The organism is Ornithinimicrobium tianjinense (genome assembly GCF_014636495.1).
Classification (GTDB): domain Bacteria; phylum Actinomycetota; class Actinomycetes; order Actinomycetales; family Dermatophilaceae; genus Ornithinicoccus; species Ornithinicoccus tianjinensis.
The window spans coordinates 32,915-49,008 of the sequence record NZ_BMEM01000002.1 but is presented as its reverse complement, the minus strand read 5'-3'; the positions used below and the strand labels follow the sequence as shown (position 1 = coordinate 49,008).

Sequence of the window (16,094 nt, the reverse complement as noted above, 5' to 3'; positions counted from 1 at the left end):
GCCGGCCGGGTCTACCGACGCAGGTAGTCCTCGAGCACGTCGCGCTCGGCCTCGAGCGAGTCCAGCCGGGCCTTGACCACGTCGCCGATCGAGACGATCCCCTGCAGCGAGCCGTCGCGCAGGACCGGCATGTGACGGTGCCGGCCCTCGGTCATCCGCGCCGCGAGGTCGTTGAGCTCGTCCTCGGGAGCACACGTGTTGACCTCGTCGGTCATGATCGAACCGACGGCCGCGTGCGTGTCCACCCCGCCGCGTAGATGATGAACCACGTCACGCTCGGAGACGATCCCCACGACCTGGTCGTCGTCGACGACGACGACGGCTCCGATCTTGTTGTCGTCCAAGGTGTTCAGCAGATCAGCCACGGTCGCGCTCGCGGAGAGGGTGACCACGGAGCTGCCCTTCTTCTTGAGGAGGTCGGCGACGCGCATACGTCAAACTAGCACGCGGCGAGGGGAGTGCGTGGGGGCTCCGGGTGCCGTGGTCTGCAGCGAGTCAGGACACGCCGAAGGGGCTCCCGGCCATCGGCACGGGAGCCCCTTCGTGAGGTGTTCGGAGGTCAGCCGTTGATGCGGCCGTACCAGATGCCGCCGTAGACGGGCGCGCCGTAGGTGACGCCCGAACCGGGGTTCAGCGCCTCCACGACCATGCCGTTCCCGGCGTAGATGCCCACGTGGTAGAACTGCGAGGTGAAGACCAGGTCGCCCGGCTGGGGGTTGGAGACCGGCGTCACGGCAGCCATCTGACCAGAAACCGTGCGGGGGATGTCGATGCCCATCTGCTGGTAGACCCACCAGGTGAAGCTCGAGCAGTCGAAGGTCGAGGGCGGGTTGCCACCGAGCACGTAGGGGTATCCGACGTACTGCAGCGCGATGCCGACGGCATTGCCACCCACGGGGGCGGGAGCCGGGGCCGGCGCGGGGGCCGCCTGCTGCGTCGGGGCCGCCTGCTGCGTCGTCCGGGCGGCCTGCTCGGCCGGCGCCGACTCCTCGGCGGTGGTCTGCTCGGCGGTGGACTGCTCGGCGGGGGCGGCCTCTGCCTCGACCTCGACCGTCTCCTCGACCTCGACCGTCTGCCCGGTGAAGGCAGAGTTGCTGAGGACGGTCGCCACGGAGGCTGCGTCCTCGGGCGCCTTGCGCGCCTCGGAACGGTCGGCCGCGACCTGGTCGCGCAGCTCGGAGAGCGAGCTGCTGCGCAGGCTGGCCAGCGCGGCAGCCTGCTCCTGCACGTCTGTCGTGCTCGCCTCGGCGGAGGTGCCTTCGACGGCGGACGCGGTCGCGTCCGTGCCGGAGGGCTCCTGACCGAGAGTCGCTGCCCCAGCCGTCGCGACCGTACCGGCCACGAGACCGCCGATCATGATGGCGGCGGCGCCGGTACGGGGGACGGCGCCGGTGGCGCGGTGCTTGCCGGTGGACTTCATACAACCTCCGGGGCAGCGAGACGACTCGCCGCCCGGTCTCTCGAGCGGGGCAGCAGTGGGCACAGGGAGACCCAACAGGTGCCAGGACCTTTCGAAACGCACAGCCCAAGAACATGGGGGACACGGGATGGCGCTGTCACAACATTACGGAAAGATCACGGAAACGCCAACCCGACACCCGGGCGTGTGACACATCTGACAGGCGCACGACGAGGCCCGGCGAGCCTCTGCGGACCCGCCGGGGGTGTGGCCGCCGGCCCGTCGTGGCCGGTGCGAGGCGGCCTCAGCCGACCTTGTGAAGCCAGGTCGGAGGCGCGCCCTCGCCCGCGTGGCGGTAGACCTCGAGCTCGTCGTCCCAGTCGGTGCCGAGGGTGCGGTCGAGCTCGGCGCACAGCCGGACCCCGTCGCCCGCAGCCTGCTCCACGATGCTCCGCAGACGGTCCTCGTTGACGACGACGTCGCCGTTGGCCGAGAGACGCGACTGGTGGATGCCCAGGGACGGGGTGTGCGTCCACCTCATGCCGTCGCTGCCGCGGCTGGCTTCCTCGACGACCTCGTAACGCAGGCCGTCCCAGCCGCGCATGGCGCTGGCGATGTAGGCACCGGTGCCGGCCTCGCCGGTCCAGGAGAACTCGGTGCGCATCGTGCCGGGCTCGGCAGGCTGAGGCACCCAGTCCAGGCTCACCCGGGTGTCCAGGACACCCTCGAGGGCCCAGGCGATGTGCGGGCACAACGCGGTGGGGGTGGAGTGAATGAACACCACCCCGCGGGTCATGACTCGGGGCATGACGGCGGACATCCTGGCCTCCTGTGTGGTGAGGGACGTCTTCCCCAACGACCTCGACCACCACCGACCAACACCTCATGCACCCTGTGCGGTTGTCGAGTCACAGTGTGCTCTTAATTCACTCCAGTATCAAGTGGAACGCGAGTGTCGCACCGACTCGTGGATCGCGAGCATCCGCTCGGCAGAAGTCTGCCAGTTGAACAGCTCGGCCTGGTCACGGGCGCGTCTGCGAGCACCGGGCCGGCGCAAGAGCGCCTCGACGCCGTCGGCGAAGGCGGCCGGGGTCGAGGCGGCGACGTGCCCGCCGTCCCCCACGACCTCCTGGAGGGCGCCCTCATCGGTGGCGACCGTGGGCACTCCGCAGGCCAGCACCTCCAGGGCCGCGAGCCCGAAGGTCTCCAGCGGGCCGGGCGCGAGCGCCACGTCGGCGGCGCCCATCCGGGCGGCCAGCTCGCTGCGGTCGGTGATGTAGGCGTGGAAGACGATCGGGAGGTTCTGGGCGCGCTCCATGAGCTCGGCCCGCAGGGGGCCGTGCCCGAACACCGTCATGTGGACGTCGTGGCCGCGGCGGACCAGCTCCCGGACGGTCTCGACGGACAGCGCCGGCCGCTTCTCGGGGGAGAGGCGACCGCAGTGCACCAGCTCGATCCGCCTGCTCGGGTCCGGTGCCGCGTCGAGGTCGCGGCTCGGTCGGAACGTCTCCAGGTCCACACCGAGGGGGACGACGTGGGCGCGCACGCCGATGCGCTCGAACTCCTCGGCCGAGAACCGGCTGGGGGTCACGATCGCGTCGTAGTCCACGGCGCTGCGGTGGTTGATGAGATTGGCGGACAGCTGGGAGGCGAGGTCCGGGAGCAGCGTGCGGCGCACCAGGATCCCGGTCATGTTCTCGTGGCTGATCATGATCGAGCCGATGCCGCGGCGGCGCGCCCAGCGGCCCATCCAGCGGGTCGTCGACCGGTCGGAGACCTCGAGCGCATCGGGGCCGATGGCGTCCATGAGGCGCGACAGACCGGTGCGGTTGAACATCAGCGAGTAGCCCGCGCCCGGGATCGGGGTCGCCGGCACGCGGTAGACCATGCCCTGGCTCTCCTCGGTGATCTCCTGGCCGGGGCCCGGGATGATCAGCGAGGCCCGGTGCCCCCGGGCCTGGTAGTGCTCGCCCCAGGCGCGCAGGGCGGTCTTGATGCCCCCGGATGTGGGACTGACGAAGTTGGCGACGCGCAGGATGTGCATGACGGCGGTGAGCCTACCCGCCCCCACGACGCACGACGCCCCCCGCTCTGCCGTGAGCGGGGGACGTCTCGTGCGGAGGCCGGGGCGCGCTCAGCGGTAGGTCTTGAGCGCGAGCGCGACGTTGACCCCACCGAAGCCGAAGGAGTTGTTGATCGCCGCGACGTCGCCCTCAGGCAGGGAGCGCGGACCCCCGGTGACGACGTCGAGGTCGATCTCTGGGTCCCGGTTGTCCAGGTTGATGGTCGCCGGGATGCGCCGGTCGTGGAGCGTGAGAGCGGTCAGCACCGCCTCCAGGGCACCGGCCGCCCCGAGCAGGTGGCCGGTCATCGACTTCGTCGCGGTCACGGCGAGGTTGGCCGTGTGGGCGCCGAACGCGCGGTGGATCGCCCGCGTCTCGGCCAGGTCGCCGACGGGGGTCGAGGTCGCATGGGCGTTGACGTGCAGGATGTCGGTCATCGCCAGCCCGGCGTCGGAGACGGCCTCCTCCATCGCCCGGGCCGCGCCCGCGCCCTCGGGCTCGCCGGCCGTGATGTGGTAGGCGTCCGAGCTCATGCCGACCCCGGCCAGCTCGGCGTAGATGGTGGCCCCGCGGGCGAGCGCGTGCTCCTCGGCCTCCAGCACGAAGACGCCGGCACCCTCGCCAAGGACAAAGCCGTCGCGGTCGACGTCGTAGGGGCGCGAGGCGCGCTCGGGGGCGTCGTTGCGGCCGGACAGCGCCGTCATGGCGGCGAACGCGGCGATCGGCAGCGGGTGGATCGCCGCCTCGGTGCCGCCGGCCACCATGACGTCGGCGCGGCCGGAACGGATCATCTGGAGGGCGAGCCCCATACCCTCCGCGCCGGAGGCGCAGGCGCTGACAGGGCAGTGTGCGCCGGCCCGGGCGCCGAGGTCGAGCGAGACCGCCGCGGCGGGCCCGTTGGGCATCAGCATCGGGACGGTGAGCGGGAAGACGCGGCGTGGGCCACGCGTGCGCAGGACCTCCCACTGGTCGAGCAGCGTCCAGACGCCACCGATGCCGGAGCCCATCGCCACGCCCAGGCGCTCGGGCTCGACCTCCGGGCGGCCGGCGTCGGCCCAGGCCTCGCGGGCGGCGATGAGGGCGTACTGGCCGGCGGGGTCGTTGCGGCGCACCTCGACCTTCGTGAGGACGTCGGCGGGGGAGGTGTGCAGCTGTCCGGCGAAGGTCACCGGGAGCTCGTGCTCGGCCACCCACTCCTGGGTGAGGGGACGCACACCCGACCGGCCGGCCAGGATCGCCTCCCAGGTCTCGGGTGCTGTCCCGCCGACGGGTGTGGTCGCGCCGATGCCGGTCACGACGACGCGGCGGGGGGACGTGGTGGGGGTGGGGGACATCGGCGTCGGCTCCTGTGGGGGCGGGTCGAGTGGTCGGGGGTGGTCGGGCCGGGCGCCCCGGCGTCGGACGGGGTCTGCCGTCGCGCGCCGGGGCGCTCCCGGCCCGGCAGGGGTCAGCCCTGGTTGTTGGCGATGTAGGTGACGGCGTCCCGGACGTGGGTGAGGTTCTTGACCTCGTCGTCGGGGATGCGGACGCCGAACTTGTCCTCGGCGTTGACCACGATCGTCATCATCGACAGCGAGTCGATGTCCAGGTCCTCGGTGAAGGACTTGTCCATCTGGACCTCCTCGGGCTCCAGGCCGGTCTCCTCGTTGACGATCTCAGCCAGGCCCTCGAGGATCTCCTGCTCGGACAGTGCCATTGTTTCTCCTTCGGTGTGCGGTTGGGCTGACCCGGTGCGTGCACCCGCCGGGCCTCGGGAGCTCAGGGAGGCGGGCGGCCTCAGGGCATCACGACGACCTGCGCGGCATACACCAGCCCGGCGCCGAAGCCGATCTGCAGCGCGAGGCCGCCGCTGGGGGCCTCGCCCTCGTCGAGCATCCGCGCCATGGCCAGCGGGATGGAGGCTGCGGAGGTGTTGCCGGTCTCGGCGATGTCCCGGGCCACCGGGACGTGCTCGGGCAGGCCGAGCCGCTTGATCATCGCGTCGGTGATCCGCACGTTGGCCTGGTGCGGCACGAAGGCGTCCAGGTCGCCGGGGGTCAGACCTGCGGCCTCGACCGCCTCGACGGCGACCTCGGCCATCGAGAAGACGGCCCAGCGGAAGACGGTCTGGCCCTGCATGACGAAGGCGGGCCACTCGATGGCCTCCTCGCGGTGCTCCTCGACCATCGCCGGACGCAGGTCGGTCCACGACTCGCGCTGGGTGATGACGTCGGCCTTGTCGCCCAGGCTGCCCCACAGGGTCGGGCCGATGCCCGGGACGTCGGAGACGCCGACCACGGCCGCGCCGGCCCCGTCGCCGAAGATGAAGGCGGAGCCACGGTCGTACTTGTCGGTGAAGTCGGAGAGCTTCTCGACCCCGACGACGAGGACGTAGTCGGCGGTGCCTGCCCGCACCATGTCGTTGGCCAGCGAGATGCCGTGGCAGTAGCCGGCGCAGGCGGCGGAGATGTCGAAGGCCGCCGGGTTGGGGATCTGCAGACGGTGCGCGAGGATCGGTGCGGCGGCCGGCGTCTGGTAGGGGTGGCTCACCGTCGCCATGATCACGACGCCGATCTGGTCGGCGCTGATGCCGGCGCGGTCCAGGGCCTGGCGCGCGGCGGCCTCGGCCATGTCCACCACGGTCTCGTCCTCCCGCGCGAAGCGGCGCGTGACGATGCCGGACCGCTGCTGGATCCACTCGTCGGAGGAGTCGATGAACTCGCAGATCTCCTCGTTGGTCACCACCCGCTCGGGGCGGTAGCCGCCCAGGCCGTGGATGCGGGCGTGCCGGATGGAGCCCGGGACCGTGATGGTCTTGCGGCCGGTGGTGCTCGGCTCGGCGGTGGTGTCGGTCACGGCGTGTCCTCCTGGGTGGTGGTGGCGTGCTCGGTGACCATCCGGCGGGCGGCCTCGAGGTCGTCGGGCGTCTTGAGGGCGAGCAGCTCCACGCCCTTGAGCGCGCGCTTGGCCAGGCCGACGAGGGTGCCGGCGGGGGAGAGCTCGATCATGCCGGTGACCCCCAGGGCGGCGAAGGTCTCCATGGTCAGGTCCCAGCGCACCGGGTTGGAGACCTGGCTGACCAGCCGGTCGAGCGCCTCGCGACCGCTGGTCACCGCGGCGCCGTCCGCGTTGGACAGCAGGGTCACCCCGGGGTCGCTGACCTCCATCCCCTCGGCGAGTGCGCGCAGGCGGTCGACCGCCGGGCTCATGTGGTGCGTGTGGAAGGCGCCGGCGACCTGCAGGGGGATGACGCGGGCCCGGGCCGGCGGCGCGGCGGCGAGCGAGGAGAGCTGCTCGAGCGTGCCCGCCGCGACGACCTGGCCCGCGGAGTTCATGTTGGCGGGGGTGAGACCGCACGACTCGATCGCCGCGCTGACCTCGTCGGGGTCGCCGCCCACCACGGCGCTCATCCCGGTCGGCGTGAGGGCGGAGGCCTCGGCCATGCCGCGTCCGCGCTCGCGGACGAAGACCAGGGCCTGCTCCTCCGTGAGGACCCCGGCCGCCGCTGCCGCGGTGATCTCCCCGACTGAGTGGCCGGCGAGCGCGCCGACGGCGCCACCGGTCGGGCCGCCGGGCAGGTCGAGCGCGGCGAGCGTGAGCAGGCCGGCACCCACGATGAGCGGCTGGGCGACCGCGGTGTCCTTGATGGTCTCGGCGTCCGAGGTTGTCCCGTGGGCCACGAGGTCCAGACCGCTCAGCTCCGACAGCGACGCGAGGTGGTCCTGGGCGCCGGGGAGCTCGAGCCAGGGGCTGAGGAAACCGGGGGTCTGGGAGCCCTGTCCGGGCGCGACGATGACGAGCACCAGACCACTGTGCCTGGAGGAACCCGCCGACGCCCTCATGGTTCCCGACGAGGTTTGGGACCAGGCTTTGTGCAGTTCCTACAAGATCGGGCGAACCTCGCTCAGCGGCGCCGACCCCGCTGCCCGATCCGCCCGAGGGCGATCGCCACCTGGATCACCCACGCGTCGCGCGGGGAGTGCGGGTCGAGACCGACCAGCTCGGCGGTGCGGCGCAGGCGGTAGCGGACGGTGTTGGGGTGCAGGAAGAGCTCGCGGGCCGTGGCCTCCAGCACCGTGCCGTGGTCGAGGTAGGCCTGCACCGTCTCCAGGAGCGTGGAGGGGTGGGCCTTGAGCGGTGCGTAGACGCGGTCCACCAGCGCCCGGCGGGCGGGGAGCTCACCCATGAGGGCGCGCTCCGCGAGGAGCTCGTCCGCGGCGACCGGTCTCGGGGCGTTGGCCCAGGCGTAGGCGGCGTCCGCGCCGGAGATCGCTGCCCGGGCGCTGCGGCCCGCCGCGAAGAGGTGAGGCACACGAGGGCCGACGACGACCGGACCGGGTGCGAAGAGCGCGGAGAGGTGGGCGGCGTCCTCCAGCGGGTCGTCGGTCCCACCGAGGATGCACACGAGCCGGGGGCCCTGGGCCGCGGTCAGCGCCTCGCGACCCAGGCCGACCGCCGCCTCGCGCACCGCCGCGAGGGATGCGGCTGAGTCACCCTCGGGCAGGGCGCCGACGACGACGGCCACCCCGGAGACGTCCTCCCAGCCCAGCTCGGCGGCGCGGGAGGCCAACGTGTCGTCAGCCTCCCCGCGGATGACAGCGTGCACGACGAGCGACTCCAGCCGCGCGTCCCAGCGGCCCCGGCGCTCCGCCGCGCCCGCGTAGGCCGCCGCCGCGGCGAACGCCACGTCACGCGAGTAGCGCAGCACCGCCTCGCGCAGCGCCGCCTGCTCACCCTCGGGCACGAGGTCGGGGACGGCGTCCTCCACCGTGGCGATCGCCGTCCGGGTGAGGTCGAGCGCCTGCCGCAGCGAGATGGTCTGGGCCAGCGACTTCGGGGCGCTCGCGAACATCTCGCCGGACACGGCCGTCGGGGGGCACCCCTCGGCATACCAGCTCAGGAGGGCGTTGATGGCGGCCTGGCTGATGAGCAGGACCCACGACCGGTCGTCGGGGGAGAGCTCGCGGTACCAGGCGTGCTCCGCCTCCATGCGGCGCGTGGCGAGCGTGGCCAGCGCGCCCGAGCGCCGAGGAAGCTCCTCGGCGCCCGGGCCGACGACAGGTGCGCTCAGGCGTCGCCCCCGGTGGTGCCGGACGTGCCCGCCGAGACGTCGAGGAGACGGTACTTCTCGGCGGCCTGACGCGGGACGTCAGGATCGATCTCGCCGCGGTCGGCCAGCATCTGGAGCGCCTTGACCGCCATCGACGGGCCGTCGATGTGGAAGAACCGGCGAGCGGCGGCCCGGGTGTCGGCGAAGCCGAAGCCGTCCGCACCGAGGGCGTAGTAGTCCTCGGGCACCCAGGGCGCGATCAGGTCCTGCACCGAGCGCATCCAGTCGCTGGTCGCGATGACCGGGCCGGTGCCCTCGGACAGACGACGGGTCACGTAGGGGACACGCCGCTCCTTCTCGGGGTGCAGGAAGGCGTCCTCGTCGCACTCCATCGCCTCGCGGCGGAGCTCGGACCAGGACGTGACGGACCAGACGTCAGCGCTCACGCCCCAGTCCTCGCGCAGCAGCTCCTCGGCCTCGAGGGCCCACGGCACCCCGACGCCGGAGGCGAGCAGCTGGACGTGGCGGCCCTCGCCGGTCGGCTCCGCACGCTTGATGCGGTGCATGCCCCGGATGATGCCCTCGACGTCGACGTCCTCGGGCTCCGCCGGCTGCAGCATGGGCTCGTTGTAGACCGTGAGGTAGTAGAAGATGTCCTCCGGCTTCTCGCCGTACATCCGCCGCAGGGCGTCGGGCAGGATGTGGGCCATCTCGTAGGCGTAGGCCGGGTCGTAGGCCACGCAGGCCGGGTTGGTGGAGGCCAGCAGCAGGGAGTGCCCGTCGGCGTGCTGCAACCCTTCGCCCGTCAGCGTGGTGCGGCCGGCTGTCGCACCGATCATGAAGCCGCGCGTCAGCTGGTCGGCCGCCGCCCAGATCCCGTCGCCCGTGCGCTGGAAGCCGAACATCGAGTAGAAGATGTAGAACGGCACCATGTGGACACCGTGGGTGTCGTAGGAGCTGCCCGCCGCGGTGTAGGCCGCGACCGAGCCACCCTCGTTGATGCCCACGTGCCAGATCTGGCCGCTCGTGGACTCCTTGTAGGCCAGCATCAGGTCGGCGTCGACGGAGGTGTAGTTCTGGCCGTGGACGTTGTAGATCTTCGCCGTGGGGAAGAAGCTGTCCATGCCGAAGGTGCGCGCCTCGTCCGGGATGATCGGCACCAGGTGCTTGCCGAACTCCTTGTCGCGCATCCACTCCTTGAAGATGCGGACCAGGGCCATGGTGGTCGCGACCCGCTGCTTGCCGGAGCCCTTCTTGGCGACGTCGTAGACCTTCTCCTCGGGCAGCGCGAGAGCCGCGACCCTCTCGGGCTCCCGCTTGGGGAGGTAGCCGCCCAGCTTCGTGCGCCGGTCCTTCATGTACCGGATCGCCGGGTCGTCCTCGCCCGGGTGGTAGTACGGCGGGCGGTAGGGGTCGGCCTCGAGCTGCTCGTCCGTGATCGGGATCTTGAGGCTGTCGCGGAAGCCCTTGAGGTCGTCAAGGGTCATCTTCTTCATCTGGTGCGTGGCGTTGCGGCCCGCGAAGTGCGAGCCGAGGGAGTAGCCCTTGATCGTGTGGGCCAGGATCACCGTGGGCTGACCGGTGTGGGCCATCGCCGCCTGGTAGGCCGCGAACACCTTCCGGTAGTCGTGGCCGCCGCGCTTGAGTCGCCACCAGATGTCGTCGTCGCTCCAGTCCTTGACCATCTCCTTGGTGCGCGGGTCGCGCCCGAAGAAGTGGTCCCGGATGAAGGCGCCGTCGTTGGCGCGGTAGGTCTGGTAGTCCCCGTCGGGGGTGGAGTTGAAGAGGTTGACGAGCGCGCCCGAGGTGTCGCGGGCGATGAGCTCGTCCCAGCCGCGGCCCCAGAGGACCTTGATGACGTTCCAGCCGGCACCGCGGAACTGGCTCTCCAGCTCCTGGACGATCTTGCCGTTGCCGCGGACCGGGCCGTCCAGGCGCTGCAGGTTGCAGTTGACGACGAACGTCAGGTTGTCGAGCTCGTCGTTGGCTGCCACGTGGAGCAGGCCACGCGACTCCGGCTCGTCCATCTCGCCGTCACCGAGGAAGGCCCAGACGTGCTGCTGGCTGGTGTCCTTGATCCCGCGGTTGTGGAGGTACTTGTTGAAGGCCGCCTGGTAGATGGCGTTCATCGGGCCCAGGCCCATCGACACCGTGGGGAACTGCCAGAAGTGCGGCATGCTCCGCGGGTGGGGGTAGGACGGGAGCGGCTCGGCGTCGCCGTGCTTCTTGCTCTTCTCCTGGCGGAAGCTGTCCAGGTCGGCCTCGTCGAGACGCCCCTCGAGGAACGCACGGGCGTAGATGCCGGGGGAGGCGTGACCCTGGAAGAAGATCTGGTCGCCGCCGCCCTCGTGGTCACGGCCCCGCCAGAAGTGGTTGAAGCCGACCTCCCACAGGGTGGAGATCGAGGCGTAGGTCGAGATGTGGCCACCGACCGAGATGTCGGGGTGCTGGGCGCGGTGCACCATGACCGCGGCGTTCCAGCGGATCCAGGCGCGGTAGCGACGCTCCATGTCCTCGTCGCCGGGGAACCAGGGCTCACGCTCCGGCGGGATGGTGTTGATGTAGTCGGTGGTCGTCAGCGACGGGATCCCGACCTGCGAGTCACGGGCGCGCTCGAGCATCCGCAGCATCAGGTAGCGGGCTCGCTGCCGGCCCCCGGCGTCGATGGCGCCGTCGAGCGAGTCCAACCACTCCTGGGTCTCCTCGGGGTCGGTGTCCGGCACCTGGCTGGGCAGACCGTTGAGGATCGGACCGACGGGGCGCTCCGTAGGCATCTTCAGATGTCCTTTCGAACGTAGGGGCACACTCGGGCCCAGTCTGTCACGGCGTGTGACGTGACGTCGGGCCGCCTGTCCTGGGCGGCGCGCCCGGTCGCGTCTTTACATCCGGTGGGCGATCTAGTTTTCTAGTGGCCACCATGGCAAGCGACAACGACAAGGTGGAGGCCGCTGACCCCGGCCAGCTGGGCGTCCCGGTGCGCAAGATGGGCTTCGCCCCGGGGCAGGTGGTCATCGAGTACGGCTACGACGAGGACGTCGCCGAGGACCTCCGTGACGCGATCGAGGCCGTCACCGAGGGACCGCTGGAGGACGAGGACTACGACGGCGTCGTCGACGTCGTCCTCCTGTGGTGGCGCGAGGGCGACGGTGACCTCGCCGACGAGCTCATGGACGCGCTGACGACCATGGAGGACGGGGGGTTCATCGCCCTCCTCACCCCGGGCGCCCGGCGTGACGACCGGGTGGCCGCCCACGACGTCCAGGAGGCGTGCACCACGTGCTCGCTGACCGCCTCCGGGGCCGTGGCCCTGGGCGACTGGGTCGGTCAGCGGCTGGTCGGCCGCAAGTGACACCAGGCCTCGGCCCGGGCGACCGGGCTCCCGAGCTCGTCCTGCCCGACCAGCACGACGACCCCGTGCGACTCTCGGAGCTGGTGGCCGACCGGCACGCGCTCCTGGTCTTCTTCCCCTTCGCCTTCTCCCCGATCTGCACCGGGGAGCTGCTCGAGATCCAGCTCAACATCGACGAGTTCGTCAACGACCGCGTCCAGGTCGTGGGCGTCTCGTGCGACCCCCGGCACGCGCTGCGCGCCTGGGCCGCCAGCGAGGGCTACCGCTTCCCGCTCCTGTCCGACTTCTGGCCGCACGGCGCGGCGAGCCGCGCCTACGGCGTCTTCGACGAGGACTCGGGTATGGCGATCCGCGGCACCTTCCTCGTCGACCCGACCATGACGGTGCGCTGGAGCCTGGTCAACCCTCGTGGTGAGCAACGCCCGATCGGCCTGCTGCACGAGGCGGTCCGCAGCATCTGAGCCGGGGCCGGGCCCGTCGTTCGCAGGCAGGGGTCCCGGGCTGGCACAATGGCACGCCGGACACCTCGCAGCCCCGCGCTGGGGTGTCCGCACGGGCCTGTAGCTCAGTTGGTAGAGCGCCGCGTTTACACCGCGTAGGTCGTCGGTTCGAGCCCGGCCGGGCCCACGTGCAGAACAGCAGAGAGGACCAGGCCGCCGGAGCGGGCGTGCCGACGCTCGCCCGGGTGGTCGAGGTGCTGGAGGGGTTCTACCCGCCGGCCACCGCCCAGTCCTGGGACCGGGTCGGGCTCGTGGCGGGCGACCCTGAGCAGCCGGTCTCCACGATCCTGCTCGCGGTGGACCCGACCCTGGCGGTGATCGGCGAGGCGGTCGGGCTGGGCGCGGACCTGATCGTCACCCACCACCCCTTGCTGCTGCGCGGCATCCACTCCGTCGCCCCGACGACCGCGAAGGGCGCCGCGGTGACGGACCTCGTCGTCAACGACGTCGCGCTCTACTGCGCCCACACCAACGCCGACGTGGCGGACCCGGGGGTCGGCCAGGCCCTGGCGTCCGCCTGCGGGCTCGAGCAGACCGAGGCGCTGACCGTCTCGGAGGCCCAGGAGCTCGGCCGCGTGGGTGAGCTCCCGGACAGCGTGACACTGCGCGACCTGGCCGAGCGGCTGGGTGCGGCCCTGCCGCCGACCGCCGGCGGGATCCGGGTGGCCGGGCCCGCTGACGCACCCGTCCGCCGGGTGGCCGTGCTCGGCGGTGCGGGCGACTCCGAGCTCGCCGCCGTCCGCCGCAGCGGTGCCGACGTGTACGTCACCGCCGACCTGCGCCATCACCCCGCACTGGAGGCCCGGGAGGAGGCGCACGCCCGCGCCCGGCTGCGGGGCGGCCCCGGGGCAGGGGTGGCGGAGACGCCATACCTCATCGACGCGGGACACTTCGCCAGCGAGTGGCTGTGGCTCCCCGGACTGCGGGACCGGCTGGCGGCGGCCCTGCCGGATAGCGTGAGCATCGAGATCTCGACCGTGCGCACCGACCCGTGGGACTTCGTGGTCGGTGCCACCCCACCCCCTGAACCAGGAGACGACGCGTGAAGGCGACCCCCCAGATGCAGGCCAGGCTGCTGGACCTGCAGGAGCTCGACACCCGGCTCAGCCAGCTCGACCACCAGGCCAGGACGCTGCCCGAGCTGATCGACATCGCGCGGCTCGAGGCCAGCGAGGCGGACCTGCGGGCCGAGGTCGTGCGCGCCGAGACGCAGCTGAGCGACCTGGAGCGCGAGGTGGCCAAGGCCGAGGCGGCCGTCCAGCAGGTCCGCGACCGGGCCGCTCGCGACGAGGCCCGGCTCGCCGCCGGCACGGGCACGGCCAAGGACCTCCAGGGGCTGCAGCACGAGCTGGAGTCGCTCGCCCGGCGCCAGTCGGTGCTGGAGGACGAGGAGCTCGAGGTCATGGAGCGGGTGGAGGCGGCGCAGCGGGTGGCCGAGGCCGCCGTGGACGCCCGTGACGAGCACGCGACCCGCCTCGCCGAGCTGCGCGCCGCCCGCGACGAGAAGCTCGCCGTCATTGCGGCCGACCGCGAGGACGTGGCTTCGGGACGCCCAGCCGTCGCGGCCGACGTGTCCGCCGAGCTGCTGGCGCTCTACGACCGCATCCGCGCGCACAGCGGCACCGGGGCCGCGCCACTGCTGCAGCGTCGCTGCGGCGGGTGCCGCCTGGAGCTCAACGTCGTCGACCTGGGCCGGTTCCGCACTGCGGCGGAGGACGAGGTCCTGCGCTGCGAGGAGTGCGGCCGGATCCTCGTCCGGACCCCGGAGTCGGGTCTGTGACGCTGCCGACCGCGCTGGTCGTCGAGGCCGACGGCGGCTCCCGGGGCAACCCGGGAGTGGCGGGCTACGGTGCCCTCGTGCGCGACGCGCGCACCGGCACCCTCCTGGCCGAGCGTGCCGCCCCGCTGGGGAGGGCGTCGAACAACGTCGCGGAGTACGAGGGACTCATCGCCGGGCTGCAGGCGGTGGTCGACGGCTACCTGACGGACGGGCCGCTGGTCGAGGTGCGGATGGACTCCAAGCTCGTCGTCGAGCAGATGTCCGGCCGCTGGAAGATCAAGCATGCCGACATGCAGCGGCTGGCGCTCCAGGCTCGGCGCCTGGTCGACCAGGTGCGCAAGGCTGGCGGCTCGGTGGAGTTCCGCTGGGTCCCGCGTGACCACAACAAGGCGGCCGACGCCCTGTCGAACCTGGGGATGGACGGCCGCACCGTGCACCGCGACCACGGGGCGGACGACAGCTCCGGTCCAGGGCCGAAGGAGACGACGGGCGCGCCTGCCCTCGCCACTCCCACCTTCGGCGATCCGCGCGCCCCGCTCAGCGACGTCGTCGTCTCCCCGGAGACGGTCCCGACGCTGGAGGGCCAGACCCGGCTCATCCTGGTGCGCCACGGCGTGACCGACTTCACCCAGACCCACCGTCTCGACGGTCGCGGCGGCGCCGACCCCGCGCTCAACGCGACGGGGCTGTCCCAGGCCCGGGCCGCCGCCCGCGCGGTCAAGGACCTCGTGGACCGCTCCTCCCGCGGGCCCGTCACCGTGGTGTCCAGTTCGCTGCGCCGCGCCCGGCAGACCGGGCAGGAGATCGCCGACCTCCTCGGCGTCGAGCGTGAGCAGGACGCCGACTGGGACGAGCAGGGCTTCGGCGAGTGGGACGGTCGCGCGATGCCGGACCTCGTCGCCGAGTCCGGTGAGGACCTTCTCCGACTCCGCACGGACGCGGACTTCGCGCCCCAGGGCGGGGAGACGCGACGCCAGCTCGACGCGCGGGTGGCCTCGGCTCTCGGGCGCGCGCTGGCACGGGGCGGCACGGTCGTCGTGGCGACCCACCGCGTGGCGCTCATGTCGGTCCTGTGCCGACTCCTGGGGATCGACCACGACCGTGCCTGGTCCATCGCCACGGCGCCGGCGTCTCTCACCGCGGTCGAGGTGTGGCCCGACGGCGGCGTGCAGGTGGCCTTCGTCAACGACACCTGGCACCTGCGCGACCTCTGAGCCGACGCCCGGTCAGGCGGGCTGCACGTCGAGCACCCACGGTCGCCCGGGGCGTGCGGGGGGCGACAGCTCCACCTCGAAGCGCGGGGTCAGCAGTCCCGGCAAGGCCTTCGGGTGGCGCGGGTCGGCTGCCTCCTGGCAGAGCGCCCTGGCGACGAGCCCTCGCGTGTGCTTGGCCATGTGGGTCGCGCCCGGCACGCGCACGGTGACCCAGCGCTCGGCCAGCGGGCCCTGCGGGACCCAGGCCGCGGCATACGTGCTGGAACGGCAGTCGACGACCAGTCCGCGTCCGGCCGCCTCGACCAGCACCTCCTCCAGGTGGGGGCGCCAGTGGCTGGCGAGCGGGCCGACCCCGGGCAGGTTGACGCCCATCGACAGGCGGTAGGGCGCCACGCGGTCGCTCATCCGCAGCGCGCCGTAGAGAGCGGAGACGACGACGAGGCGGCGGTTGGCCCGGCGCGTCGACGCCGGGTCGAGGCTGGCGAGGTCGAGGGCGTCGTAGAGCACCCCGGTGTAGAGGTCCCGGGCCGCGAGGGTGGGGGCATCCTGCAGGCGGGTGTTCCGCGCGATCTCCTCGCCCAGCGAGGCGCTGACCCCGAGCACGGAGGGGGCGTCCTCCCGTCGGCTCGCGGCCGCCAGAGCCTCGCCGACCTCCAGCCGGGGCGCGGTCAGGGAGGGGGAGGAGAGGCTCTCGGGGCGGAGCGCGGAACCCCTCGCCCGGGTGGCCTTGGACTCGGACGGCGGCAGGAGGATGAGCACG

16 protein-coding genes and 1 tRNA gene are annotated in these 16,094 nt (G+C 72.3%); 6 read left to right on the top strand and 11 right to left on the bottom strand.

The window, feature by feature from the left end:
• Window positions 1-11: 11 nt before the first annotated feature.
• The 10 genes from IEV65_RS08065 to aceE all read right to left on the bottom strand — a co-directional run bounded on the left by IEV65_RS08065 (window position 12) and on the right by aceE (window position 11,265).
• Complete coding sequence (locus tag IEV65_RS08065) at window positions 12-431, bottom strand: CBS domain-containing protein (protein ID WP_188429694.1); 420 nt, start codon at window positions 429-431, stop codon at window positions 12-14.
• 128 nt (window positions 432-559) lie between these two features.
• Entirely contained in the window at window positions 560-1,420 is an 861-nt protein-coding gene (locus tag IEV65_RS15630; RefSeq protein WP_229735090.1) for a C40 family peptidase, read from the bottom strand.
• Between the two features lie 283 nt (window positions 1,421-1,703).
• Complete coding sequence (locus IEV65_RS08055; protein WP_188429692.1) at window positions 1,704-2,219, bottom strand: DUF3145 domain-containing protein; 516 nt, start codon at window positions 2,217-2,219, stop codon at window positions 1,704-1,706.
• Between the two features lie 117 nt (window positions 2,220-2,336).
• Complete coding sequence (locus tag IEV65_RS08050; protein WP_188429690.1) at window positions 2,337-3,443, bottom strand: glycosyltransferase; 1,107 nt, start codon at window positions 3,441-3,443, stop codon at window positions 2,337-2,339.
• 90 nt (window positions 3,444-3,533) lie between these two features.
• Complete coding sequence (gene fabF, locus IEV65_RS08045) at window positions 3,534-4,796, bottom strand: beta-ketoacyl-ACP synthase II (RefSeq protein WP_188429689.1); 1,263 nt, start codon at window positions 4,794-4,796, stop codon at window positions 3,534-3,536.
• A gap of 113 nt (window positions 4,797-4,909) precedes the next feature.
• Complete coding sequence (locus IEV65_RS08040) at window positions 4,910-5,158, bottom strand: acyl carrier protein (RefSeq protein WP_188429687.1); 249 nt, start codon at window positions 5,156-5,158, stop codon at window positions 4,910-4,912.
• Between the two features lie 80 nt (window positions 5,159-5,238).
• Window positions 5,239-6,297: a beta-ketoacyl-ACP synthase III gene (locus IEV65_RS08035; protein WP_229735088.1), complete on the bottom strand. Its 1,059-nt coding sequence runs from the start codon at window positions 6,295-6,297 to the stop codon at window positions 5,239-5,241.
• Window positions 6,294-7,244 carry an ACP S-malonyltransferase gene (locus IEV65_RS08030; protein WP_188429685.1) on the bottom strand — a complete coding sequence of 317 codons (951 nt, stop codon included), beginning with the start codon at window positions 7,242-7,244 and terminating at the stop codon, window positions 6,294-6,296. Before IEV65_RS08030 ends, IEV65_RS08035 begins: the two co-directional genes overlap by 4 nt.
• 101 nt (window positions 7,245-7,345) lie before the next feature.
• The gene (locus tag IEV65_RS08025; protein ID WP_188429683.1) at window positions 7,346-8,431 is read right to left on the bottom strand and encodes a PucR family transcriptional regulator; all 1,086 of its coding nucleotides are present in this window, start codon (window positions 8,429-8,431) and stop codon (window positions 7,346-7,348) included.
• A gap of 77 nt (window positions 8,432-8,508) precedes the next feature.
• Entirely contained in the window at window positions 8,509-11,265 is a 2,757-nt protein-coding gene (gene aceE / locus IEV65_RS08020) for a pyruvate dehydrogenase (acetyl-transferring), homodimeric type (RefSeq protein ID WP_188429681.1), read from the bottom strand.
• 143 nt (window positions 11,266-11,408) lie between these two features.
• Between aceE and IEV65_RS08015 the strand changes: the two genes are divergently transcribed.
• The 6 genes from IEV65_RS08015 (at window position 11,409) to IEV65_RS07990 (ending at window position 15,334) form a co-directional block, all read left to right on the top strand.
• Window positions 11,409-11,840, top strand: a complete 432-nt coding sequence (locus IEV65_RS08015; protein ID WP_188429679.1) for a DUF3052 domain-containing protein — start codon at window positions 11,409-11,411, stop codon at window positions 11,838-11,840.
• On the top strand, window positions 11,837-12,301 hold the full coding sequence (locus IEV65_RS08010; RefSeq protein WP_188429677.1) for a peroxiredoxin: 465 nt from the start codon (window positions 11,837-11,839) through the stop codon (window positions 12,299-12,301). Before IEV65_RS08015 ends, IEV65_RS08010 begins: the two co-directional genes overlap by 4 nt.
• 93 nt (window positions 12,302-12,394) lie before the next feature.
• Window positions 12,395-12,467, top strand: a tRNA-Val gene (locus IEV65_RS08005).
• A gap of 40 nt (window positions 12,468-12,507) precedes the next feature.
• Window positions 12,508-13,386, top strand: a complete 879-nt coding sequence (locus IEV65_RS08000) for a Nif3-like dinuclear metal center hexameric protein (protein ID WP_188429675.1) — start codon at window positions 12,508-12,510, stop codon at window positions 13,384-13,386.
• On the top strand, window positions 13,383-14,120 hold the full coding sequence (locus IEV65_RS07995) for a zinc ribbon domain-containing protein (RefSeq protein ID WP_188429673.1): 738 nt from the start codon (window positions 13,383-13,385) through the stop codon (window positions 14,118-14,120). Before IEV65_RS08000 ends, IEV65_RS07995 begins: the two co-directional genes overlap by 4 nt.
• On the top strand, window positions 14,117-15,334 hold the full coding sequence (locus IEV65_RS07990; protein WP_308642566.1) for a histidine phosphatase family protein: 1,218 nt from the start codon (window positions 14,117-14,119) through the stop codon (window positions 15,332-15,334). The genes IEV65_RS07995 and IEV65_RS07990 overlap by 4 nt, the downstream gene beginning before the upstream one ends.
• Before the next feature lie 12 nt (window positions 15,335-15,346).
• Here IEV65_RS07990 and IEV65_RS07985 read toward each other — a convergent pair whose 3' ends face one another.
• Complete coding sequence (locus IEV65_RS07985; protein ID WP_188429671.1) at window positions 15,347-16,093, bottom strand: YaaA family protein; 747 nt, start codon at window positions 16,091-16,093, stop codon at window positions 15,347-15,349.
• Window position 16,094: the final 1 nt, after the last annotated feature.